General features: G+C 53.2%; 20 protein-coding genes and 1 pseudogene. 9 read left to right on the top strand and 12 right to left on the bottom strand.

Translation table 11 applies throughout. The features are described 5' to 3' along the window. Positions 1-161: 161 nt before the first annotated feature. Together BHC62_RS04360 and BHC62_RS04365 are read left to right on the top strand one after the other, a co-directional pair. Positions 162-485: pseudogene (locus tag BHC62_RS04360) on the top strand (calcium:proton antiporter); the annotation flags it as partial. A 407-nt stretch (positions 486-892) separates the two neighbouring features. Continuing rightward, positions 893-1534, top strand: a complete 642-nt coding sequence (locus BHC62_RS04365) for an HAD-IA family hydrolase (protein WP_197676838.1) — start codon at positions 893-895, stop codon at positions 1532-1534. Positions 1535-1578: 44 nt separating this feature from the next. On the opposite strand, the gene BHC62_RS04370 is transcribed toward BHC62_RS04365, so the two are convergent. The 5 genes from BHC62_RS04370 to BHC62_RS04390 form a co-directional block, all read right to left on the bottom strand. Further along, positions 1579-3105, bottom strand: coding sequence for an IS66 family transposase (locus BHC62_RS04370; RefSeq protein ID WP_015885961.1), 1527 nt, complete (start codon positions 3103-3105; stop codon positions 1579-1581). 50 nt (positions 3106-3155) lie between these two features. Next, on the bottom strand, positions 3156-3491 hold the full coding sequence (gene tnpB, locus BHC62_RS28815; RefSeq protein WP_015885960.1) for an IS66 family insertion sequence element accessory protein TnpB: 336 nt from the start codon (positions 3489-3491) through the stop codon (positions 3156-3158). Beyond that, positions 3488-3805 (bottom strand): transposase, encoded by a 318-nt coding sequence (locus BHC62_RS04380; RefSeq protein ID WP_015885959.1) that lies wholly within the window; start codon positions 3803-3805, stop codon positions 3488-3490. The genes tnpB and BHC62_RS04380 overlap by 4 nt, the downstream gene beginning before the upstream one ends. A 189-nt stretch (positions 3806-3994) precedes the next feature. Then, the gene (locus BHC62_RS04385) at positions 3995-5671 is read right to left on the bottom strand and encodes a UvrD-helicase domain-containing protein (RefSeq protein WP_025857587.1); all 1677 of its coding nucleotides are present in this window, start codon (positions 5669-5671) and stop codon (positions 3995-3997) included. Further along, entirely contained in the window at positions 5668-7587 is a 1920-nt protein-coding gene (locus tag BHC62_RS04390) for an ATP-dependent endonuclease (RefSeq protein ID WP_070994319.1), read from the bottom strand. The genes BHC62_RS04385 and BHC62_RS04390 overlap by 4 nt, the downstream gene beginning before the upstream one ends. A 352-nt stretch (positions 7588-7939) precedes the next feature. Between BHC62_RS04390 and BHC62_RS04395 the strand changes: the two genes are divergently transcribed. Then, the gene (locus BHC62_RS04395) at positions 7940-8857 is read left to right on the top strand and encodes a DUF808 domain-containing protein (protein WP_070994320.1); all 918 of its coding nucleotides are present in this window, start codon (positions 7940-7942) and stop codon (positions 8855-8857) included. 174 nt (positions 8858-9031) lie between these two features. Here the strand turns inward: BHC62_RS04395 and BHC62_RS04400 are convergent, their stop codons facing one another. The 3 genes from BHC62_RS04400 to BHC62_RS04410 form a co-directional block, all read right to left on the bottom strand. Next, positions 9032-9850, bottom strand: a complete 819-nt coding sequence (locus tag BHC62_RS04400; RefSeq protein ID WP_025857584.1) for a hypothetical protein — start codon at positions 9848-9850, stop codon at positions 9032-9034. A 275-nt stretch (positions 9851-10125) separates the two neighbouring features. Beyond that, complete coding sequence (locus tag BHC62_RS04405) at positions 10126-11241, bottom strand: reverse transcriptase family protein (RefSeq protein ID WP_053177954.1); 1116 nt, start codon at positions 11239-11241, stop codon at positions 10126-10128. 72 nt (positions 11242-11313) lie between these two features. Continuing rightward, positions 11314-11568: a hypothetical protein gene (locus BHC62_RS04410; protein WP_070994321.1), complete on the bottom strand. Its 255-nt coding sequence runs from the start codon at positions 11566-11568 to the stop codon at positions 11314-11316. 692 nt (positions 11569-12260) lie between these two features. Here BHC62_RS04410 and BHC62_RS04415 point away from each other — a divergent pair. The 3 genes from BHC62_RS04415 (at position 12261) to BHC62_RS04425 (ending at position 14443) form a co-directional block, all read left to right on the top strand. Next, positions 12261-13091 (top strand): hypothetical protein, encoded by an 831-nt coding sequence (locus BHC62_RS04415; RefSeq protein ID WP_070994322.1) that lies wholly within the window; start codon positions 12261-12263, stop codon positions 13089-13091. After that, on the top strand, positions 13092-13322 hold the full coding sequence (locus BHC62_RS04420; protein WP_070994323.1) for a type II toxin-antitoxin system Phd/YefM family antitoxin: 231 nt from the start codon (positions 13092-13094) through the stop codon (positions 13320-13322). Between the two features lie 458 nt (positions 13323-13780). Beyond that, positions 13781-14443, top strand: a complete 663-nt coding sequence (locus tag BHC62_RS04425) for a hypothetical protein (protein ID WP_070994324.1) — start codon at positions 13781-13783, stop codon at positions 14441-14443. 79 nt (positions 14444-14522) lie between these two features. Here BHC62_RS04425 and BHC62_RS04430 read toward each other — a convergent pair whose 3' ends face one another. Further along, the gene (locus BHC62_RS04430) at positions 14523-14732 is read right to left on the bottom strand and encodes a hypothetical protein (RefSeq protein WP_070994325.1); all 210 of its coding nucleotides are present in this window, start codon (positions 14730-14732) and stop codon (positions 14523-14525) included. Between the two features lie 430 nt (positions 14733-15162). On the opposite strand from BHC62_RS04430, the gene BHC62_RS04435 reads away from it, so the two are divergent. Then, the gene (locus BHC62_RS04435; RefSeq protein WP_070994326.1) at positions 15163-15870 is read left to right on the top strand and encodes a hypothetical protein; all 708 of its coding nucleotides are present in this window, start codon (positions 15163-15165) and stop codon (positions 15868-15870) included. Positions 15871-16351: 481 nt separating this feature from the next. Here BHC62_RS04435 and BHC62_RS04440 read toward each other — a convergent pair whose 3' ends face one another. Next, on the bottom strand, positions 16352-16846 hold the full coding sequence (locus BHC62_RS04440) for a hypothetical protein (RefSeq protein ID WP_070994327.1): 495 nt from the start codon (positions 16844-16846) through the stop codon (positions 16352-16354). A 102-nt stretch (positions 16847-16948) separates the two neighbouring features. On the opposite strand from BHC62_RS04440, the gene BHC62_RS04445 reads away from it, so the two are divergent. Next, on the top strand, positions 16949-18052 hold the full coding sequence (locus BHC62_RS04445) for a CHAT domain-containing protein (protein WP_070994328.1): 1104 nt from the start codon (positions 16949-16951) through the stop codon (positions 18050-18052). Between the two features lie 159 nt (positions 18053-18211). Continuing rightward, positions 18212-20797: a hypothetical protein gene (locus tag BHC62_RS04450; RefSeq protein WP_070994329.1), complete on the top strand. Its 2586-nt coding sequence runs from the start codon at positions 18212-18214 to the stop codon at positions 20795-20797. Between the two features lie 367 nt (positions 20798-21164). Here BHC62_RS04450 and BHC62_RS04455 read toward each other — a convergent pair whose 3' ends face one another. Then, positions 21165-21416: a hypothetical protein gene (locus BHC62_RS04455; RefSeq protein WP_070994330.1), complete on the bottom strand. Its 252-nt coding sequence runs from the start codon at positions 21414-21416 to the stop codon at positions 21165-21167. A 247-nt stretch (positions 21417-21663) separates the two neighbouring features. Continuing rightward, positions 21664-23205, bottom strand: coding sequence for an LA2681 family HEPN domain-containing protein (locus BHC62_RS04460; protein ID WP_070994331.1), 1542 nt, complete (start codon positions 23203-23205; stop codon positions 21664-21666). Between the last annotated feature and the right edge of the window lie 46 nt (positions 23206-23251).

Raw genomic sequence — 23251 nt, forward strand, 5'->3', positions numbered from 1 at the left:
CTACAGGCCAGGGCGCAAATAATCGGTAAAACCTGACCGAGCGGTAAGCATTCTTCGTGCCTGTGCCAGTGGGTGAATGAACTAAGGTGTAACGAAACGTTAGCGATTCGCTGCAGTCTGTACCCCATCAATGACTGAATCGCCGCTCGAAAAGGCCCGCAATGCTCACATCCCTCAAGCAAGAAAAATTCATGTGGCTGGCGCTGATCGCCGCCATCGCGGCCTACCCGCTGGAACACTGGATGCTGCACAGTGGGCAGGCCACGGCGCTGCTCGGTGGCCTGGTGCTGATCGGCTTTATTGTCATGGCTTCGATGCGCGTGGCCCATCACGCCGAACTGCTCGCCGAAAAGGTGGGCGACCCCTACGGCACGATGATCCTGACCCTCGCGGCAGTGCTGGTGGAAGTGGTGATCCTGGCGATCATGATGAGCAACGAGGCGTCGCCGACCCTGGTGCGCGACACGATTTATTCGGCGGTGATTTTCTAGACACACTACGCTTTGGTGTCAAAGCCCTTAGGCTTTGACCTGCTCTTGCTCTTGCTCTTGCTCTTGCTCTTGCTCTTGCTCTTGCTCTTGCTCTTGCTCTTGCTCTTGATGGGGAAGATTAAGATGTGTATTTGATTGGGAGTGCTCTTGCCTTGTCCTTCCTGACACACCTCTATCTATGGCATACCCCGGAAGCCCGGAGATTTTCCTCAGCTCGTGTTTGTGACTCTGTAAGCGTTCGGCGAACTCACCTGGCAACTGAGTGCGCCCTAAGGTTATGCATAACAAGTCTTATACCTATCCAAGCCGTTCTCATATGCTTGCGACTCGGGAAATATGCCAACTGAAAACGCTGGGATCTGTTCGCAATGCGAAGTACGGGATGCCAGACGGAGGCTACGTTGATTCAAGCTTTTATGGTTGATGTGGATGGTGTCGTCGTTGATGGTCGCCCCTCCGACGGTGAGGGCTGGGCTTCATCTCTTGAGGAAGATCTCGGGCTAGCAAGCTCAGATCTCCATAAGGCGCTCTTCGAGCCTTACTGGGATGCCATAGTTACAGGCAAGTTATGCCTAGAGGAGAGGCTTGAGTCAGTGCTGGCAGACATTGCTCCGAAACTTTCTCGGCATAGATTATTGAGTTATTGGTTTGAAAACGATGCTCGGCTCAACCTTGGGTTGCTGTCGGATCTGGCCCGTCATCGTCGTCGTGGTGTGAAAGTATTTCTCGCGTCCAATCAAGAACACCTACGCGCAAATTTTTTAATGAAATCGCTTGGTCTGGAGCACTACTGCGATGGCATCTTTTACTCGGCGGCGCTGTCTTGCCGAAAGCCAAGCCTTGATTTTTATAAAAAAATTACCGAACTGTCCGGATTTCTACCGGAAGAGTTACTCTTGATAGATGATACTCAAGCTAATGTTCAAGCCGCACGTGAGTCAGGGTGGAACGCTATTTATTGGACGAAGTCTAGCGACCTTGAAGCGCAGATTAGTGATCTACAAGTAATAGGCAAAGACACACAATGCCCCTCCACGGTATAGCGTGTTGAATAGAGACTGCTCTTAGCTACCTTGCTGTCGGGTAGCTAAGCAGGCGCCCAGCTATGTGGTAGCAGTCGCTCGATCTCGCTGGCCCGCTGCGTCGGCAGCTGCGTCAGCACATCCTTGAGATAAGCATACGGATCATGCCCGTTCATACGTGCCGACTGGATCAGGCTCATGATCGCCGCCGCCCGTTTGCCGCTGCGCAGCGACCCAGCAAACAACCAGTTCGACCGCCCAAGCGCCCACGGCCGGATCAAGTTCTCGATCTGGTTGTTGTCGATGGGCACAGCACCATCGTCCAGGTAGCGCGTCAGCGCTACCCAGCGTTTAAGGCTGTAATCCAGGGCCTTGGCCGTAGCAGAGCCCTCGGGCACAAGTTCGCGTTGGGCCAGCATCCACTCATGCAGTTTTTCAGCGATGGGCACCGCCGTTTCCTGGCGTAATCGCCAACGGTCTTCGTCGCTCATTTCCTTAGCGTGTCGCTCGACTTCGTACAGCCCGCCAATCGAGTGAAGCGCCTGCTCAGCCAACTGGCTTTTATTCGCGACGTGCAGGTCGAAGAACTTGCGGCGCGCGTGGGCCATGCAGCCGATTTCGGTGATGCCCAGCTCGAAGCTTGCCTTGTAGCCGGCAAAGTCGTCACAGACCAGCTTGCCGCTCCACGTGCCCAGGAAGTTACGCGCATGTTCGCCGGCACGGCTGGGGCTGAAGTCGTAGACCACGGCCTTGAGTGCCGAGAATGGCGTGCTGCTATAGGCCCAGACGTAAGCGCGGTGGGTTTTCTTCTCTCCTGGAGCCAGCATTTGTACCGGTGTTTCATCGGCGTGGACTACGCGCTGGGCCAGCACTGCTTCGCGCAGCGCATCGACCAGCGGCTGAAGCTGCACGCCGGTTTGACCCATCCACTGCGCTAGTGTCGAGCGCGGGATGGCAAGGCCGGCACGGCCGAAGATCTTTTCCTGTCGATAGAGCGGCAGGTGGTCGGCGAATTTGGCCACCATCACTTGCGCCAGCAGGCCGGCAGTGGGGATGCCCTTGTCGATCACCTGCGGCGGCACCGGGGCCTGGGTCAGTGTTTCGCACTGCCGGCAGGCCCATTTCCCACGAACGTGCTGTTCGACGGTGAACACGCCCGGCGTGTAGTCCAGCTTCTCGCTGACGTCTTCACCGATGCGCTGAAGCTGACAGCCGCAAGCGCACTGAGTGTTGTCCGGCTCGTGATGGATCACAGTGCGCGGGAACTGCGGCGGCAACGGCGCACGCTTGGGTTGCTGGCGTGGTTCTATCTGCGCGGGTGCGGGATGAAGTGCTTTTAAGTCGGCCTCGATGGCTTCGAGGTCGGTATTAAGCAGGTCATCGAGCAAGCTGCCTTGCGCCGGGCTGATCTGCTCGCTGCGCTTAGCAAACTTGTGTCGCTTGAGAATGGCGATTTCGTGGGTGAGCTGCTCGATGATCGTCTCATCACGATGGATCTTTCTGCCCATGGTGTCGACCTTGGACATCAGCTGCGCAGCCAGCGCGCGCAGTTGTTCAGGGGGCATTTGATCGAGATCGGGCAAAGAAGTCATGCCGTGGATTTTACCAAAGCAGTCCTCCGGTCACAGCTATAAGCCAGGTATTAGAGCAATGTAATTGCGCCGCCTGCACCTACTCGCTGCCAAGGCAATCCAAGTACCAGCGCCTGGAGTTGTTCGGGGTCGAGTTCGACCTCCGCGCCAAGATGGATGCCCGGCCAATGAAACTTGCCCTGATTCAAGCGTCGCGCCGCTAGCCAAATACCAACGCCGTCATGCACCAGCACCTTTATGCGGTTGGCCCGGCGGTTGGCAAAGAGGTAGGCGCAGTGCGGCTTCGCCGCACCGAACACGGCAACCACCCGGGCCAGTGCAGTGTCAGTGCCGGCCCGCATGTCCATGGGCTGGGTGGCGAGCCAGATGGAGTCGATACGAATCATTGGGCCAGGCCACGGATAAAACACGCGCAGCCGTCCGGATCTGAGGCTGGCCATTTTACGGTGACGGATTTATCGCCCAGAACCAGTGAGATGATCACCGTCTCTTCTGTTGCGCGCTTGGGTGCAGCTTGTACGGGGATGAAGGCCGGCAGAGTTGCGGGTGATTGATCCCGGTAAATCGGTAGCCACTTGCGGATCACGTTGGCGTTGATGCCGTGATGGATGGCTACGCTGGAAATCGTCGCTCCAGGTTGCAAGCATTCCTGGACGACCTGGGCTTTAAATGGTTTGGGGTAAGAGCTGCGTTGGCGCATGGAAATCCTGGCGATAAGGGTGATCGCGTCCGCTTAAAATACGCGGACACCATCGTCCTAAATACTGGAGTTCGGTAGGTGTGTTCGCCATCCGCTTACGTGACTCTGCTTGAGGTCTAAGGATGACTTGCTGTGTGGGGAGCATCCTTGCCGCGAGTTCATACAAGATCAGCGACACGCGGCTACCTGTCAGGCATTTGGCTGGGCGGAAAGAAATGGCGTTACGTATGTGACGAACTCAGCATGAGGAGTGCGATGCTCATTCCACCTTGGAGGGTTTGAGGCCGGTCGATAACGTAAGTCGCATGTCGTGATCATCAACCGCTCCTTGGCACGTGAAACACCCACAAAGAAGCCGCAACGCTCCTCTTGGACTTTGCCCCAAAATGTCTGTGTTTCTACACCGATCATAATTACAGAGTGGAATTCCAATCCTTTACTTTTATGAATCGTCAGAAAACGGACTGCTTGATCGTTGGAGAACAGATCAAGTGCTTTGAGCAAATCCGGTTCTTGCTCGAGCAGTTTCTCAATTTGCTGTCTCGTGTTCTTGATAACCTCGTTCAATCTGGCTTTTGCTTCGTAGTCAGAAGAAAGGGTGGTCAGCACGGGTAGGCCGATATTCTTTAGGAACTTCATAGTTAGCTCCCACCATCCTGAATAAGGCGCGTCAGATCGGGCCAATTTTTTCACTTCCTTGCGCTGGGCAAGATAGAGGCGCTCGAAGTTTCTCTGGAGCTCAGATTCACCGTCCTCGTCATTAAATGAAACCAGTTGCTCCATCAAATTGATCCACGCCTTCGGTTCTCGCTCCCGATACAGGCATGATAGGTAGTCAATAATTAGGCGAGCGGCGGGCTCATTAACTAGATCTTGAGACTCATGCTCGTTGCGAAAGGGAATTCCTCTGGCTGCCAGTTGCTCCATGAGGGGGGTGCCGTAGAGGTCTATCTGCCTGGGAAAAAGAATCGCTATTTCTGGTAGGGGTATTTTCTCTACATCTATCCACTTCTGGATGATGTTGGCCAACGCGGCTGCTTCGCTGTGACTGTTGTCGTAGTTTCGAGCGAGGAGTTCGCCGTCGTTTCCAATGATCAGGTCATCTGCCATCACCGCAGCAGGATCAAGTGTTCGAATGATCTCGTTCTGCATCCGCAAAAGCCGAGGCTTAGATCGGAAGTTTCGATATAGATTGAGTGGTCGGGCGTCGAAGTCCTTTGCGTAGTCTATAAATATGCCATCCAGTGCTCCCGCCCAGCCCATAATTTTCTGTTTGGTGTCACCGACGGCGGTCAATCGAATTGGCTTATTCATGAAGACAAGCTTCAGCAGTGCGTACTGCTCAGTAGTGCAGTCTTGGAACTCATCAAGGAATACATCAGCGTAGGTCTGACAAATTGCATTTCTTGCAACCACTGAATTGCTCAAGATCTTCGTTGCGAGAGGTATGAGCTGCGCGAACTTAATTTGTTTGCCTTGAATTGGTTCGTCGCCTATGGAATAGTTTGGCTCAAGAGAGTCCCCGCCCGTGAGCACGGGTCTAAACCTATCAATGATGCGCTTGGCGAAGCCGTGAAAGGTGTAGCTGTCGAAGCGTGCAGCCAGATCAAGTCCGCATCTGCGACGAATCCGTTCCTTGAGGTTTATGCTCGCATCGACCTTGAAGGAGATCGCCAGTATTCGCTTGGGGTATCGGCAGTTTCCGGTGCGTAGCAAAAAGTCTGCCCGCTGCGCCAGAACCTCCGTTTTGCCTGCGCCTGGGCCTGCGGTGAGCGCGAGCGACTTTCCAAGCTCCCTCACAGCGAGAAGGGCGTTTGTTTCCAAGGTCAAGCCATCGGCGACTTTCCATACATCCGCGCTGATCATTCTGGGATGTCCTCCAGCGCCGCGATGATTGCATTGGCCAAACGATCTAACGAAGGAGGAAGAGCCTTTAGCAGGTCTTCATCAGTGAGCTTTGCAAGGGCAGAGATGTGTGCTGCCGGTTTGCTACCTAGTTTGAACTTGGAGTGGTAGGTGCCAAAAAGTTGCTGTTCCGCTGCATTGTATTGGTCGGACTTATGATGACTCTTGCCTAGGACGGCCTTAACAGTCGACTCATCCGGATCGCTTAGCGATACATCATATGCATTTGGGTAGGCGAGCAACATTGAGAAGTCCAAATCCATGGGCTCTGAGAAGAAAACTCCGCGCTTCTCCAGCTCGACAAATACGCTCACTTTTCCTTCTTCAAACCAATGGTGGGTTCGAACCGGGAGATCATCATTCCACTTGGCTATATTCCAAGCGGGAAGCTTTTTCTCTGGAGAAAATTTTGCAAGTTGATTATTGACGTTGGTTACACGTCCCCACCCACCTTGATGTCGTGCAACGTCGAGATCAAGTAGGGTTACATAGGGCGTCTCCAGCGCGGATAGCAACCTCCAAAAATGGTTGACGTGACGACCACCCAGTGGCGCGATGGTCACCGCCGACTCATCAACAGGCGCACCTTTCGCCTGAAGAATTCTCGGAAGAACAATTTCTTCGCTGTCTCCCTCACCCAGTACCACTAGCCGGGAAAAATAGACTTCCGGAAAGGCCTGTACAGCCTCTCGGACAAACTTATGAGCTTCATCTTCCTTGTCGGGTAGGGCAATACAGGTAACTTTGGTGGCGCGGTTCGCAGCAAGGCGTAGATAGCGGATGTTCTCAGGATCCACGCGGCGGAGCATGGATGGAGCATGCGTGGCGATGATTGCCTGGGAGTCTGCCCCCCCAATTGAGCTATTGAGGGCGTTAACGATGCGCCCTAGGTAATGAGGTGAGAGGCTGTTTTCAGGTTCCTCCACTGCGATCAGCGTAAATGACGGTGGCTTCAGTTTGTCAGCGTCGAAAGAAACGTCCTTACCAGTTAGGACTGCACGCCCGATGGCGTGAGAGGACAACACCAGTGATAGATAGAGCATCGACTTCTGTCCATCGCTGAGGCGAGAGAAGTCGACTAGATTCTCGTCGTGCCCTGGTGAGAACGACACTGACATGTGTCTGAGAAGCGACTCAATTTCGGATGTGACGAAAGTGAGCTTGGGGTCGGTGAAAAAGGTGCCCCTGTGAACTCGCTTCCACATCAAATTCAGGCTTTCACTGAATGCACTTACTGATTGGTTTCCTGACAAGCATTCGCTGATTTCGTCAGTGAGTCCTTTGATCCGTTCTCGGTCGTCTTCCCAATTTACGGCTCGTAGCAAGCGTCCGAGCAGGGCATTAGCGCCATAGGTTATGTGGTCGGCAGGGTCTCGTCTGGCGGGGAGGTAATGCATTTGAATTGTATTGCGATGCACTCGAGTGACTACTGCGGTCGACAATGGGTTGGCGTCTTTATCAACATCGAGGACATAAACTAGGTTCTCTTCAATGTCCCCATCAATCCCCATCGTTGCGCTCAATCGATATCTAGCGCGCGGGATACCTTCGGCTGTGTCCAATCGCATATGAGCGAAGTGCGGGGCCACGGTAGAGTTGTCCTCGTCCTCTAGAAGCTCTGGGAATTCGAAATCCGCTTCCAGCCACAGACTGCGCTCCTCAGGTACCAAATCCTCATCAGCAGGCACATGGAAGTCGGATCGCTTGATTCGACGGAGGCTTGGATCAAAGGCAAACAACCTGCAGAGCGCTTGCAGGACTGCTGTCTTTCCAGAGCCATTAGGGCCGATAAGGTAGGTGACATCCTCGAATGTGATTACCGTAGGCTCATTGCCGAAGGATTGAAAATTACATAGCCGAATACTCTGCAGCTTCATTGCTCACCGCCCATCGTCCAGGATGTGTACGTACCGCGTCTGCTGACTCGGTTCGCGTCGCCGACAGCCGAACGGCTCGGATATCGCTGACTTAGAATAGGCGGTTTGATCTAAAAGATGTTAGTAGGCCAGCATTCAGTAAAGATTATTTGGTGCGGTCTTGAAGGCTCTGTTGCAGATCGCCTAGCTATTGATGAACGGCATGGTGTGTCCATTGTCTAGAAAGGTGCTCACCGTAACCCGATGACGACAGGGGAATCCTGAGCCTACGGAAGGAGTGTACGCGGGGCATTAGCGTGGGTATGCGTGAGGTGCTCGGGGGAACAGAATAAATCAACGTAAGGAGCCTTAAATGGCCGGCAGTAGCTTGTTCGCGTTATTGGATGACATCGCCACGCTGCTAGACGACATCTCGCTCATGAGTAAAGTCGCTGCAAAGAAATCGGCTAGCGTCCTGAGCGACGACCTTGCTGTGAATGCTGAGCAGGTTACCGGCATGAAAGCAGATCGAGAGCTACCGGTGGTTTGGGCTGTTTTCAAGGGGTCGTTGAGAAATAAAGCAATCCTGGTGCCTTGTGCATTGGTGCTGAACGCACTGCTGCCTGCTGCGGTTCACTGGCTGCTCATGATTGGTGGGGCATATCTCTGTTATGAGGGCTTTGAGGCTATCAAGGACAAGCTCACGGCTGGTCGAGACGATGACACAGGGCAGCCAAAGAAAGCGAAGCTTAAGGCGCCTGAAGAGCTTGCAGCTTATGAAAAGCGGAAGATTGCAGGGGCTGTTCGAACGGACTTCATTCTGAGCGCCGAGATCATCGTCATCACCCTAAATATCGTTACTGATGCCCCGATGCTCCAACAGATTTTGACGTTAGCGCTGATCGCGGTGGTCATGACAGTGGGCGTTTACGGATTGGTTGCGGGGATCGTCCGCTTGGATGATGCCGGCCTTATTCTCCAGAAGTCTAAAGCTGCCGGTACATGGGGTTCTGTGGTGCGAACTGTCGGGGGATGGCTGCTGTCGGCTGCTCCGAAGCTTATGAAAGCATTATCCTGGATCGGAACTGTGGCAATGTTCCTGGTCGGGGGGGCGTTCATTACAGAAGGCATCGGGCCGATGCAGCACTTTGCTGAGAGACTGGTCGAAGGGGCAGGGGCGTGGGAAACCTTCGCAACTTTAGGCATTCACTGCCTGGTAGGCGCGCTCGTAGGTATGGTTGCCGTACTTGTGGTCAAAAGCATCACATCCATCACTGGAAGTAAGGCTTAAAGCTAGCTCTCATCGACGATGTTGAATCTGGAATCGCATACAACCTTACTTCGTAAGGAATCGCTGGGTTCAGCGCCGTTGATCCCATAACAGCGTTTGGCATAAGGTGATTCAAACTGGCGTTTTAAGCCTGAAAAGTAGGGCAGTGGGCCGAGGGAGGAGCATTGGCTAATGCTAATGTCCTGCTTCTCTAGCCCTCATATCATCCGTTATGACCTTGATCATCTTGAAATACTCTGCTCTACCTTGGATTGCTTCTGGAGTAGATTCAATTTCTAGATTTGCCATATGGACAGCAGGATCTATGACGTAATGGCTCGCCTGCATATAGTTCTTGATGGCTGGGATAATCCAGCATGCGGGATAGAAACGGAGAATTCCATTACCAGCCTTCTGAATCATACCGACCCAGGCAACCTGGTTGGATTTAGGCATTAGGTTAGAAACCATCCCGCCACTCATTCCATTCATTTCTGAGTGCGTGATCTGACTAAAAAAACGCAGGAGGGGGGCTGATCCTTCGAACTCACAAACACCGTGAAAGATATGCTTATTGATCACTGTCGAGCAGTTGTAGTCATCGCCATACGGATACTCAATCGGGTTTTCATCTATTGGGTAGCCAGAGGCTACCAATAACATGCCGTCATACAAATCGCTTACAGCTACGGCTATACGGCCATTCGTGCCATCTAGGTCGATGAATTTATCGGGAAAACGGAATAGCGAGGATGAAAGCTCGATCAGCACGATGTCTTGCATGTCGATACAGGGACTATCTGCCGTTATCAGCTCACCGATACGCCAGCCGCGCATTGGGAATCCCATACCCTCTATTCCTTCCCAACCTCTCTTAGCAAAGAGGTGAGTGAAGAACGGCGACTCGTTTTGTGCCGCCTCGTAGTTCTCATCTAGAACGTGTTGAGCCGTCAGGAGAAAAAATTTCTGCTGGTACTTGATCAGTATACCTGTCCCGCCTTTGCTATAGACCATATCGGCGTGATACCGGCCAAGCTCTTCAATAGGCTGAGAGCAATGGGTGAATATAAGCCTTCTCACAGACTGAATTACGTTGCTCTGAGACGTATTCTCGTAGAACCGATTTAGCTTTCGTGCTGGAATTTTAATGTTTTAACTTCCTGTATCGCAGGGTGGAAATTTGTTGCGGTTACGGAGCTTGAAGCTCCGTCTGCATGTCAGCGACATCGCCCCATTTTCTAGCCAAGCCGCTCTTGAATATCACAGCCAAATAAACCTCCAGCCAACGGTTAGCCAGCTTTCCAAGGCAGATCCACCGGCAGGTTAATTTGCAAGCTGCTAGCCGCTACGCTCAGATTTGCGGTGGTCTCCGCAACCATCTGAACCTGAAACTCGGCACCTGCATATCGCTCCAAAAGTGGCGCACGCGTCAGTAATACTCGAACGCGAGCCTTCAAGCGCTGCCCCTCTGGATGCCCACAAGCGATCAACCTGCCTATGCGTCCCATTACTCGACGCATCTCCTTTTCATCATCAGTGGACAGATGACCTGAATTACCCTCGACGCGATCCTCCAGCTGTTTCACGGCGGCGCGGATAGCCAATCGGTGTTTTTTGGGAAGCCCCGTTATTGGCCCGCTCACCACTAATCCGGTCACGGTGACGGCGTCAGCTTTATCGCCAGTAATCAATGCTTGCCCGCGCTTACGAACATGCAGCTTGCTTCGCTTCTGCAGGCAGCCTTTCTGACCGAGCATCCATGTGACAGAGGCAATAACTTGGGTGGTAGTAGCTTGATCAATACGAGTTTTGCAAGAAACAGTGATGTCATCTGCGAAGCGCGAATACGCCAGTCCCTGAGCTTTAAAGCGAGTGACGAGCGCCGGCTCGATATCCCAAAACACTAGGTTGGCCAAGTAGCTACTTGTACTCGCCCCTTGTGGAACCTGGCCCTCACGAGTAACTAGATCCGCAAGCAGAGTGGCTACATCTGCGGAGAAACGGAAGAGACCCACGAACAAGCGATGAATGTGCTCGTTTGTAATTGACGGGAAGAAATCAGCGATGTCCTGAAGGATGACTGTCTTGGCGCCGGTATGAACCCGAGCGTTCGAGTAAATGCTGCGGGGTAGCTTGGGATCTCTGATACCGCCGTGCAGGTATCCAGGGAACGCAACCTTGCTGAGGATCCGATCCACGATCTTGCGCTGGATCGTCTTCAGAGGCTCATGAGCATCATAGGTATGTCTGGGTGTTATGCCGTCTTTTTTTGTTTGCGGGACATATCGATAAAGGCGAGAGCTACGATGAGCAAGTGCGATTAGCCTCTCGACAGGCTCTCCGAGAGCACGTGCTAAGGCGCTGATGCTGTGGATAGGGCTATGAGGATAGAACGGAGCATCCATGTCCAAGCTTCCGTTGATGGGCCGGCCCCGAAGAACCGGCCCCTCTGAATTCGAATGATGTGGTTTGTTGTGTCATGGGAGGTTCTCAATAAATGGAATCACCACTGTCTCGACAAAATCCCAGCCCTCAACAGCCTTTTCCCATAACCAGATGCATAGACGAATACGTGCGATCCACTTGAGCAGGGTTACTGCCTTCGCCTTTACCCACGCAATCCGACCCGCTTTAGGTTCTTGAGATGGAGCTATCTCGATGACACGAGCATCTTCACTGTTGTGCATAGACTGACGCGCCTTGCGGCGCGCTAGGTTCTTTAAATTAACCATGACTGATGTTCCCAACGACAGGCGAAATTGCCCCGCCGCCAAGCATTCCGGGCCGAAAGGAACGCTGAAGATGCCACTACAAACCACAGTTCTGCTTATCAAGTCCCTTGATAAGCCGTCCGCCGCATTACCGCCGCATCACATTTCGCCTCAACGCATCTAACGATCAGAGACAAACCCTTGGATCACCTTTGGGATTGCCCTAGGCGCTAAGCACTGAGGAGCGATGGGCAGCACCAACCTGCGCGGCGAAGAAAGCCAAGGCGAACACCAAGGCGACCAGTTTCCCGGTCAAAAACCGCAAGCCCAAATTTCAGTCATATTTAAAGAGCACTTGGGTGGTAGCACCCAACAGATTTAGTGTTTATCAGAATAAACAAACCGGCGACAACTGTTATTTGTTGCAAGAGTTGTTCTTCGTATAAGTCGTATTTTTGACTGTATAAAGCGTCAAAATTTAAGTGTCGCTCGTATTAATGCCACTTAGGAAATTGAGCATCTTTCGAGTTGTCGAGTTGGGCTCGTTGACCTATGATCCCACTAGGCGGTGATGGTCGCCTGGCGCCTGTTTCGCGAAGCAATAGCCCATCGTAGATGCACCCCACGTTTTACATCGGCATGTCCCAACCCAGACGCTGCCCGGTGAACAGGCAATCGGTAACCAAAGCGTTGATGGTTTTGGAGACATTGCTATGTCTGATTTTTCCCCTCTCAGCATTTTCAAATCGCAAGCCAAGCAGCATGCTCGTGAACACGACACGAAGCTATCTGCTGCCCAAGAAGCGCTTGCGCGTCAGGCTGGGTTCGAGGAGTACCACGAGCTCGTTGTCGTCGCCCACCGAAACCCTACGGATCCGCGTTTGATGCTCGCCTCCTTTGGCGTGCGTGACTTCAAGGAAGCGATCTTCGAGGACGATGTGTTTTCCGAGCTGGATCAAGAGCTGGAGCACATGCTGTCCGGCGCGATGGCCGAGACCAACGCCAGTGAGTTCGCCATCGGTGATAGCGAGGTGGACTCAGTCGCCTATGACGATGCGACTGGCGCACTCAGGTTGGGCATGTCCATCGACTGGGAAGGGCAGCAGGATCCTGGCCGTGTCTACTACGGTAGGGTTTTCTTCCTTAAAGCGGATGTTAATTTGGTGCGGCGGGATGGCAGGTGGTCGCTCGGTGAGGACGGTGTTTGCATCATCACTAGCGAAATGGATGCAGACCGTGATCGCAGGACTGAATGGGAGGACAGGGCGCACCAACAGGCCGCTGAAAGCGAGGAGTACCGTCCCAGCATTAGCATGGCGCAAGCGCTGGCCAGTGGGCTTGAGATATCCCTAGAGGATGCGAAGTTTCTGGCAGACGCGGAAGTTAGAGGGCACACCTCGGATGACGGGATGATCCACAACTACTGGGTGGACGTTGAGCCGTATGCCGAGGGAGCTCTCCGAGCAGATCTGTTGGCCCGGTTCGGCACCCTGGAGTTCGAGGTGGACGTCAATTCCTTCGACGACTTCCATCCTGAAATGTGAGTGAACTGGGATGGCTGGCTGCGGATGCTGGCCGCCTTCAACTCCGTCCATACCTTCTTCGCCATGGGAGACTTCAGCATGCAAGTCATCAGCGCAACGCAGGCAAGGCTGCGTTTCCGGAGGATCATGAAGCTTCTGCAGGAGGGGCACTCGTTCGTGATCACCAAGAACGGCAAACCGGCCTGCAAGCTAGTGCCGGCTGAAGTCCCGCGACATGCACACGGTGAGTAGCTTAAGTAAAATCCGCAAAGAAATCCGCAAAACCTTCGAGACTTTCACGCTGTAAGCCAAGCGTGGCGGAGCTTTCAGGGAATTCTTGAACCCGCAAATTTGGTGGCTCGCCCCTACGGGGACGGCTGTCGTGAACCGCACCCTGGCTTCGCCAGGTTACGACCCTATCGGGCTTCCATCCTCTCGCCTTTGGCCCATCATGGGCCGGCGCGCTCCGCTTGCGATTGTGACCAAAAAAGGATGGTGACCTTTGTTTAGGCGGTTCCGTTCTGAATATAGCGGTTCTGCCCGTTGGATGAGGCCAAGCCATCTAGGCGTTTTACCCGGGGTGTGCGATAAACCCGGCCTGGCGCCTGACCGCTTTCTGTTCGCTGTGTTCACATTGATCAGAGAAAGCCCTAAGAGGTTCAGGCCATCATCTCTGCAAGCTGAGTACACCGGTTTACATGACAACAACAATGGATGACCAAATCACACCGTTGCAAGAGCTCAGAATTCTGCTCTGCCTTATCCGCTATGCGGACGAAAAAGGGGGCGTTGACTTTGACGATCCCGACGTCACGGCTGCTCTGGGTAGCCTTGTAGGTAACTGGAATGCTCTGGAGTATCTGCTTTACAAGCTCGATCAGGCTGGTGTGGTCGACTACTCGGATATTGGTGAGGATGGCTTCAAGCCAATCATCATATGCGTCGTCGACGACGGTACTCATCGCTACGTCGCAGCATTGGCTGAGAAGATTGAAACGGAATACGTCGCCCTGAATCAGCGCATCACCGACATTCTGACTTTCAATCCTAGCGCCCTGACCAATCGAATCAGCGACACTAAGCGTCAGATCGATGAGGTCAACAAACACGTAGCATCAAACGAACTACTCAAGCCGTTATCCGGCCCACTGCGCGAGATTCAGAGCCATTTCGATAGCATCCGCGTGGTGTCAGAGGGTTATGAGCACATCTATAAAAATATCATTCGACCTGTCCAAGAAGAGGGCAAGTCAGGCGTTAAGGCTACGGTGAAGTGGGCCATCCTCAGCATCCTGATTTCCACAGCTATCTCGCTGGTTATAAGCAACTGGTCATTCTTGAAGGATGGAGTTAAGACTTTGTTTGCTACCTGATCCCCCTTCCCCGTGCAATCAGGACTTGGTGGCAATACGGTCTCATAGCTCGGCAAGGCCCAACCACTCAGGCGGACTATCAGTGCTGGGTTTGACCCAGCCTACCCAGTGCGTGCAACTGGTAGTCGATGACGGTTTGATACAGGTGATCCGCTTCGAGACGGAGTCGTTCGATCTCTTCGGCTGCTCGCCCTTCATCTACCGCCTTCTGATGAGCTCGGATGGCCTGGAGAGCCTGCTGCAAGAGCGGCTCGCCGGCCTCGGCCATGCCCAGAAGCGTTCTCTTCATCGCGATCTTCCACCGGATCGGTTTGCCCGATGGGCCTTTAGGTGCTCAAGCTCTTGGTGCCAGACCACCACGAACTTCTCGAAATCGCGCAGATAGGGCCCCTCTGCCAGGTGGATAGCCCCAACACTCGCCGCCTGGAAGTGAGACGTCCAAGTAGAGAGTAGTAGTCGGGTTGCAATCCCAGGCAGAGCTGCCCGTGGCGTTCCTCTATGTCCCCTGAGGACTCGTGACAGCCGATCAGTCGTCAAAGGGCCTGGACAACTGCCTCCAGCGATGTAATATTGTGCCTGATTGACAGGCGCCCGCCTCAGACGCAACGACTCAAAGAAGGCATAAAACGCTACACCCCCTCTGCTACCGACCTCTGTGTTGATGCGGGAAATCGTTGCCATTGAAAAGTGTCCCGACCAATCACTCTGAGGTTACGCCCATGTCCAGCTTCCTTGCTTCTGCTGTTTACCACACCCACATCCAAGCCAAAGAAATCGGCCTAGATGCGCTCTCGCGAGCCCAGCTTTCTGAACTTACTGCCCCGCTCCTGGGGTACGAAACACGACGCCACCTCTCCCAACGTCTTGCCAATGTCCAGCAGGCGATAGCCCGTCCCGACGCTGCCATTCTCGTAAATGAAAGGGCCGCTGTGCGTAAAGCGGCGGTCTTTCTCGAAGAGAACGAAAAGCCTGTCGCCGCCGCTCGGCGCTACGTGGGCCTTTTGATCGAGAACATCCGGCAGGAGATTTCTGCACCGGTCTACGCGGTCGATGGCGCCTTCCTTGACGACCATCTGGATCCTCACGTCCCAGCGTTCTTCCTAGCCGAGCTACACCGAAACGACGAAGTCCGTGCCGCCCATGAGAAGGTCAACGCGCCATGTGAGTTTGTCGAGATCGATGATGTCGACGACGTCACCGACATCTGGACTTCCCGCGATAAGTGGCGCGTTAGCTGCGGGGTAGTGATGTCACCCAAAGGGCCAGATGGTAAGGCCTATCACGGCGGCGAGTACCTATTAGCCGGCACCCAGATTGAGTATGAAAAGCTTGATCGGGCCGTCATCTCCATCGACCCCTGTTTCCATTCGGCTTGGGCGAGCGCTAATCGTTATCACGCCGGTATGGGTGGGGAGCGGATTCGCTAACCTCGCATAGCCGAAAGTGCTCAAGCTGGTCAGGCTCCTACATGTCCAGCTTGGGCAAGCCCACGGTGACTGCATCTAGAGCCCGCTTCTACGCGGGCTCTACCTCGTATATAGCTGGTAAAGCTTACTACCCACTGTGGCCGACCAGCACTCACCCTGCCTGACACAACACGGCCTGGTCTCGATTACTCGAGATTGCCCACCAAGCAACCGATATCACGACTATGCCCAAGCTGGCCGCCTGCTAATGACCTTTCTCAGCCGGCCCGCCATGTTCGGGCGACTACTAAGCGATTACGCGTGTCCCGGCCAAGGGAGGCGTTAGAAACGCGACCCTTGATGCCCGCTACGCACTGATGTTATCGGCGTTTATCTCGCTCCTGCTGGCTCAAAGGCGACTCCTTATCGCGCCGTTGATACTCAGTGGTGGGTGGAGGGGTTGGCGTTTTCTGCTCGCTACTTTGTGGTTTTTTCTCATCCGTCATGCGATCAACTCCCTGACAATGGTAAGTACGGCGAGTACGGCAAATGCTCCCGCCCCGATAGTGATTTCCTGGTAGGCCAAACCTAGAGGTTTTGACTTCTCGTCGATAGCCGCTTTGAGGATCTCAAGCGTGTCGACATAACAGTTATAGATATGTGTTTTCTGAGCGTCATCATCTACCGCCTTCAAATATTCTGCGGTTTCACGACTTGAGGGGAGACTCGGGTAGGCTTTAATGCTAAGTGCACTGAGAGCGTGCCCCCAAGCGCAGGCTATAGCGAACGCTGCCACCACAAAAGCAACCAACGCCCCCAAGGCCAGCGGCGTTTGGATCTGGAAGATAACCCCATTTTTCATTGCAGCTAAGGCGCTAAGTCCTGCAACCAGGACTGACACAGCTGTGAAAAATTTAGCACTCTTATTCTCGACCTGATCGAAACGAGCTTGCTCCTCTTTGAACCTATCTTTCAGGTACGAAATCGTTTCATTCATCGAAGCGTAAGTCCCATGCTGAGCGGCCCATAGGCACAATCACCCTCGAACCTAATCGCGGTATAGTAGCGATATGGAAGCATCGGCAGAAAGGAATTTGTTATGAGCGCTGATCAGTACCGTACGCAGGTAGCCAACATTCAGAAAAGCATTGCCAAGCTTCAAGGCGAAAAAGCCAAGAAGATCGATGCGGCAGCAAAAGCAGGTAAGAAAAATCATGACGCCTTGGCGGCAGCAGCGCGCACATCTTCGACTTCGACCGCCACATCTAAACTCCGGGAAGCGACTAAATACGCCAGTGAACACGCCAAAGCCGAGACAGAAGTTGGCAAAATTGAAATGAAGATTGCCGATGAGCATAAGAAGCTCGTCACCGCGCAGAAGCGTCTTGAGGATGAACTGAAGCGAGAGCGCAAACGCCAAGATACTGCGCACGCTAGGCGAATCACTGAAGAAAAGAAACTTATGGCTGAGCAGAGGCGCACAGCCGTCCAGCAAGAGCGTGTACTTCGCGACCTAAGCCAAGGCCTTTCGAGGCACGAAAATCTGCACGCTCAAACCGCTCTGGAAATCGAGCGCCTGAAGGCTCTCCCAGAGAAAATCACTGTAGTTTTCTTCGCCGCTGACCCTGGCAGCGACTCCACAACTAAGCTTGGGCTCGATGAAGAAGCCCGTCTCATCGGTGAGCGGATCCGTGCATCGGAACATAGAGATGTTCTGGTTTTTCACACAAGATGGGCGGTACGACCGCGAGATGTGCTTCAAGCCATTAATGAATTGCAGCCAACCGTGGTTCATTTCAGTGGCCATGGAACAAGTGCAGATACGCTTGTACTACAGGACGATCAAGGAAATGAAAAACACGTCACCAAGGAGGCCATCGTCAGTGCTATGGCACTTGGTGCGGAGAGTGTGAAGCTGGTGTTCTTCAATACCTGCTTCTCCTTCAACCAAGCTCAAGGTTGTCTACACCACGTGCCCGCGACCATCGGAATGAACAGAGATGTCGGGGATTTACCTGCACGAATTTTCTCTGCGCAGTTTTACTCTGCAATCGGCTTTGGACTTTCCATCACCAAGGCGTTCGAGCAAGCCAAAGCTTTGATTGCAATGGAGACGCCTGGTGAGGAATCGATACCAGAACTATACGTCCAAGAAGGTTTGACTGAAGAAATGCTGACGCTCGTCAGGCCACCTTCACTTTGAACACTGCCCCAGCTGTTCTTCAATCCTGCATCCGACTCAGCCCCGTAAATCACCTTAGATGCCTCGCAGCCACATCTTGCAAGCATTATGGTGGCTAAATAACGGCAAAAAGCCAGTTAGTGCCTACGCTCAGGAATTCCTCCGTGAGATGAGCGCACCATGACTAAGATTGAGGCTGGGCTGGCAGTAGCTGATGATTTCGAGACATGGCTGAATGCGCGCCCCAAATGGTTGCAGACCGCAGCTCGAATGATCATCGACTCGAAGCGGCAACTGAACCAGGACGAGATCAAAACGCTAGCTAGGCTTTGCAAGCTCGAAGCCAAGGATGAAGCTGATCCAGGTTTTTTGACCGTAACCCCCGGCACGTTATCGCAGGTTGCCAATAGACCGTTGCTCCGGATTGAAGAGATCCAGGATGTGCATGGGCTGAATGCCATCAAGGCTGGCGCCAACCTCCCGTTTGGCAAGAGCAATCTCTCGGTGATCTACGGGCAGAACGGAACTGGCAAGAGCGGATTTGCGCGGCTGTTGAAGGGGATCTGCGGATCACGCTCCAAGGACGAGATACGCAGCAACGTCTTCGATCCAACGCCCACGCCCTGCCGTGCTCATTTCAAGGTGTCAATAGACGGTAAGCCGGCGGATGTTCACTGGGACGTCCCAAGCGGGCCTCACAAAGCTCTACGACATGCACAGGTGTTCGATAGTAAGGCCGCCCAGCAGTACATGGGCAGGACTGAGGCATGCTATGAGCCCAGTCGGATGAAGTTCGTATCGGCACTGATCGTCACAGCGGACGCTGTTAGTGCAGAGCTTTCAAGAGAGAAGTCACTACTCAGCAAAGCGTTACCTGCCATCCCAGAAACTCTAAATCACACAACCGAAGCAAAATGGCTTCAGGGCCTGAAGAGTACGACCACGACCGCCAGTATTGATAAGGAATGTCTGTACACAGATCTGCTTGATCGGGAGCGCATTGAGAAGGAGGCCCTACTCGCAGAGAAAGACATTGCAGGCCGGCTGCTGAGCATTAACAAAGAAAAAACTGCGCTGAAGAGTATTGAAACAGCAATGTCGACTCTTCAACAGGGATTGAACGATGCGATGGCAGGTACGCTAGAGACCCTGAAAAACGCCGCTGTTAAGGCCAGGAATTCGAGCGAAGAGGCAGCGGCAGCGATTTTCGGTAAAGCCGAGCTCGACGGTGTTGGCTCTGCGACCTGGCAGGGTATGTGGGAATACGCACGTGCATACTCCAACGGCACGGCCTACACAGAATCTCAGTTTCCCAATATTGCAGCTGTCTCACGCTGTGTGCTTTGCCATCAAAGCCTTGATGAGGATGCTAAAGTCCGCCTGACGGGGTTTGAGAAGTTCGTCACTGATGGCCTTGAGACAGCCGCCAAGAAGGCTGAAAAAAGTTTTGCTGATCAGAAAAACCTGTTGCCAACTCTTCCAGGGGAAACAAGCTGGATGGTTCACATGTCCACCTTAGGCTTTGAGGAAACAGATGCGACCTCTTGGCTTGGCGTGCTCAAGGAGAGGCGTGATCAAATCGTGCTGGGAAGCCCTGTCAGCAGCTTGCAAGCTTTCGACTGGAAGAGCATCAACGAAGCGGCAACAACCAAGTCAGCAGACTTGATTGCCGAAGAAGTGAGCCTGTCGGCCCTATTACAGGATGAGCATCGTCAGGCAGTGCAGAACCAAGTCCAGCAACTTCAAGCCAAGCAATGGCTTTCACAGAACAAGGCGTCAATCAGTGCTGAAAGGGCAAGGTTGATCGCCGTTGCGGCAATAGATAAAGCTTCCCGTTCAGCCGCTACCAACTCCCTGACCTCAAAGAAAAATGAGTTGGCCAAAACCGAGCTGGACGCTGGTTATCAAACTCGATTCCTAGAGGAACTGAAGCTATTGGGCGGCCACCGCATGCCAATTGCTCCGCAGAGTAAATCGGGTGGTAAAGGGAAGATTACATTTGGCTTGAACCTGGTAGGTGCGCATGGTTCACATGGCCTGGATTACATCTTGAGTGAAGGCGAAACCAGAATTGCTGCACTGGCTGCGTTTCTAGCGGACACAACGGGCTCGAACCAACTGGCGCCCTTCATTTTTGATGACCCAATTTCGTCACTTGACCAAGATTTTGAGGAGAGAGTCGTCGAGCGTTTGGTGTCCTTATCAGCGACGCGGCAGGTCATCATTTTTACTCACAGGCTCTCTCTAGTGTCATTAGTCGACGCGGTGACGAAGATGCCAGGGATGCCATCTGTTAAACCGGCACTGACCTCCCTCAGAAGACTGGACAAGGTGGCTGGTATCGTCGCGACCGCTAGCGCTCGAGATCTGAAGCCGGAAAGTGCTGTTCGTGGATTGATCGACAACACGATTACGCGGCTGAAAAAACACCAGGAAAGGGCTGAAGTCGACGATTACGAGACGCTCGGTAAAAGTGCATGCAGTGACTTCAGGGTGATTGTCGAAAAGACGATTGAGCACATTCTATTGGCGGATGTTGTAGGCCGGTTCAGACGTGCGATCAACACCCAGGGCAAGCTCCATAAGGTCGCCAAGGTGACGAATGAAGACTGCGTGTTCATTGATGACCTGATGACTCGCTACTCAGTATTTGAACATGCGCAGTCCGATGAGAAGTCCAGCGGCACTCTTGAACTGTATGTATTTGAAGCTGATGTAACGGCCTTGCAACGCTGGATCACCGAGTTTGGGGCTCGATCCGCTTGATGTTCTGAATAGGGGTCAGAATCGATTTGAAACTTCGGATTCTGACCTCTGCAGATGCGTTCGCTGTTTTTTCTGCCGTCATGATCGACGGATCTTAATTGCCAGCGTACATCCCTCCTCATCACTTGATCTAGTGACATGGAGAGAGCATTTTATTTTTTGACAGGGCAGTTTCTAGCGTCGTGGTTTCTGCCGTTACAGATGCTGCAACGACGAGCCTCAGGACAAGTTTGCGCGTTGTGCCCAGATTTGTTGCAAACAGAGCAGCGACTGACATTGGGGCAATTTCTTAAAGTGTGGTTTCCCGCACCACAAGCACTACAGGACATAACTTTTCCTCGTTAGTAATTTGAAGACCGAGCAAGCACTAGCGCTGAGCCAAGAGTCTTTGAATCGACTCTGGGTCATAACCTCGATTTTTGAGTTCACCATGCGCCGCGCCAGCTTTCAAAGGTGAGGAGCTACGCTCTTTTTTCACGATTGCCAGGAGCTCATCATCAGAAAGGCTAGGCATCATCTCTTTGTACTCCCGAGTGCGATCCCCAGCGGCCTTTGCCTCTTGCACCGCGTAGGATCCGGCCTTTTTTGCGAGTTCCCCAGCTTTATCCCAGAAGCCCATATCCATCTCCATATCGAACTATCAAAACTGGATCCACTTCCCAGTGGCTCAATGCTACTAGACTGATGGCGCTTTGACCACGCAAGGCATCCTACCGATTACCTGGAAGACGTTAACGCGTGAACAAATGACCCGTCTCAGGGAGGTAGAGCCTGGTGGACGCCAGATAAGGAGTTCGCGCCCGATCAATAGAAATCGTGAGTAGGGGCCGTGACGGGTGGTCGCCTGACTACTCAACAATAGGGAATCAGAGCTCTTCATCCTCCCCACGAACCCAGTGATGATCATGAACGAGCAGGGTTCCGATAATGCCATCCGTTTGCTTTCTCAGGATTTCCTCATGCTGAGAAATTGCCAGTGCGAGCATCTGGATTGCAGACCTTGCGACCCGAAGAGCACCCAGGGTCTCTTCGACAAAGTCTGAGTGGTTGAGATGCTCGATTTCAGGAGCTTGCCTCGCCTGGGAAGGATCCCCAAGGTCATGAAGCACTACGAATCGGTGCGTGCCAGAATTGCGCAGATTTTTCTGTGAGCGGAGTATTCCATCTATGCCGTCATAGTCCTCTGCCAACTCGGTCAAGCCGTAGATTGCGTATACGCCTGAACGAATCAGTGCCTCTACTTTTTTTGTGAGCGGAGTACCTGTCTTCCTGTCTGCAGATTCTCTCCACAACTTCCCGAAAATGACCTTGTTAGGAGCGACTCCTAGCTCGAAATAGTGATTTGCCGTTACAGCTACCTTGTCGAGCAGATCAAGAGCTGTTCGATGCGCCAGTATGAGTTCCGAGGTATCAGGGCCGTACATTGCGTAGTCTAGCGTGTCCGCATACTGGCCTGTTTTCGGCCAAACGCTTCCATCACTTGCACGCCATGCCAAATCCCGTGCGAGAACGAAATCGCTCTTCAGCATATTGAACATGGCGAACAATGGCGGCGGCATGCCGCCCGGTTCTGGTTCACGCTCGAGAATACCTGGAAGGGTAAGCCAGTCGAGCTTGCCCAAGGATGGATCGACGAGTTCTACCGCAGGGGCAAGCGTTAGACGTTCCTCTTCAACCCACCTGGTGAATGGATTGATGTGCTGAGAGCGCGGGGGAGGATCGCTTAGCTCACTGGCCAGCGCTTCAACCTTAGCTGCGACGCTTTCACCGGCATACTGAACAATTCGCTCCCTATGTCGAAGCGCTTGCCTGGCTAACATTACTGCTTCCATGTGCGTTAGCTCTGAGCAGCCTCCACGCCGATAAAGCCACATTAGATCCAATGCTGCGCAGAATGCGGCGACGCCGTTCTTTGGATCAACCTTTAGCGCGGAAAGGCGGGCATCATGAGCCTCAGAAAGTCGGTAGGTTTTTGCGAACAAATTAGCGAGGTTCGTCCAAGCTTGCGTGCGTAACTCCACATCGGCATTTACGTCTTGCACCACCCTCCAATAGCATCGTCGAGCTTCGGCTCTGTAGACCCGAGCCTGCTCCTGATGATCTAACCATTTCAAATCAGCGCTCCCACAGCTCGCTGATTCAACTAGCCCGTTTGCTAAGTTGTAAGTGATGTCTGCCGTCGGATACAAGTCGTGAAGTTCGCGGTATAGCTCAAGGCCCTCATCGATTGCATCTTTACGACCAAGCGAGGCGCCGGCATTGACCAGAGTAGCCGCACGCAGGGACATCATATTTAAACGATCCCGCCCATCTAGAACGAGGTCACGAGCTTCTAGTATCGCAAGGTTGGGGGCAGCATCCACCAGGGAATTGAGGTGTGATGAAAGCTCCGAGAATTTGCTCAACATACAGAACGTCTTCCTTTGAAACGGTCGTTACAGCTGAGACCCCTTG

The sequence above is a fragment of the Pseudomonas sp. 06C 126 genome, assembly GCF_001855215.1.
Classification (GTDB): domain Bacteria; phylum Pseudomonadota; class Gammaproteobacteria; order Pseudomonadales; family Pseudomonadaceae; genus Aquipseudomonas; species Aquipseudomonas proteolytica.

Bases quoted from the DNA above. Each gene is read 5' to 3' on its own strand.
- BHC62_RS04370 (WP_015885961.1), bottom strand. From the start codon at position 3,105: ATGACTTCTTTGCCCGATCTCGATCAAATGCCCCCTGAACAACTGCGC.
- tnpB (WP_015885960.1), bottom strand. From the start codon at position 3,491: ATGATTCGTATCGACTCCATCTGGCTCGCCACCCAGCCCATGGACATG.
- BHC62_RS04380 (WP_015885959.1), bottom strand. From the start codon at position 3,805: ATGCGCCAACGCAGCTCTTACCCCAAACCATTTAAAGCCCAGGTCGTC.
- BHC62_RS04385 (WP_025857587.1), bottom strand. From the start codon at position 5,671: ATGATCAGCGCGGATGTATGGAAAGTCGCCGATGGCTTGACCTTGGAA.
- BHC62_RS04390 (WP_070994319.1), bottom strand. From the start codon at position 7,587: ATGAAGCTGCAGAGTATTCGGCTATGTAATTTTCAATCCTTCGGCAAT.
- BHC62_RS04395 (WP_070994320.1), top strand. From the start codon at position 7,940: ATGGCCGGCAGTAGCTTGTTCGCGTTATTGGATGACATCGCCACGCTG.
- BHC62_RS04400 (WP_025857584.1), bottom strand. From the start codon at position 9,850: ATGGTCTATAGCAAAGGCGGGACAGGTATACTGATCAAGTACCAGCAG.
- BHC62_RS04405 (WP_053177954.1), bottom strand. From the start codon at position 11,241: ATGGATGCTCCGTTCTATCCTCATAGCCCTATCCACAGCATCAGCGCC.
- BHC62_RS04410 (WP_070994321.1), bottom strand. From the start codon at position 11,568: ATGGTTAATTTAAAGAACCTAGCGCGCCGCAAGGCGCGTCAGTCTATG.
- BHC62_RS04415 (WP_070994322.1), top strand. From the start codon at position 12,261: ATGTCTGATTTTTCCCCTCTCAGCATTTTCAAATCGCAAGCCAAGCAG.
- BHC62_RS04425 (WP_070994324.1), top strand. From the start codon at position 13,781: ATGGATGACCAAATCACACCGTTGCAAGAGCTCAGAATTCTGCTCTGC.
- BHC62_RS04430 (WP_070994325.1), bottom strand. From the start codon at position 14,732: ATGAAGAGAACGCTTCTGGGCATGGCCGAGGCCGGCGAGCCGCTCTTG.
- BHC62_RS04435 (WP_070994326.1), top strand. From the start codon at position 15,163: ATGTCCAGCTTCCTTGCTTCTGCTGTTTACCACACCCACATCCAAGCC.
- BHC62_RS04440 (WP_070994327.1), bottom strand. From the start codon at position 16,846: ATGAATGAAACGATTTCGTACCTGAAAGATAGGTTCAAAGAGGAGCAA.
- BHC62_RS04445 (WP_070994328.1), top strand. From the start codon at position 16,949: ATGAGCGCTGATCAGTACCGTACGCAGGTAGCCAACATTCAGAAAAGC.
- BHC62_RS04450 (WP_070994329.1), top strand. From the start codon at position 18,212: ATGACTAAGATTGAGGCTGGGCTGGCAGTAGCTGATGATTTCGAGACA.
- BHC62_RS04455 (WP_070994330.1), bottom strand. From the start codon at position 21,416: ATGGGCTTCTGGGATAAAGCTGGGGAACTCGCAAAAAAGGCCGGATCC.
- BHC62_RS04460 (WP_070994331.1), bottom strand. From the start codon at position 23,205: ATGTTGAGCAAATTCTCGGAGCTTTCATCACACCTCAATTCCCTGGTG.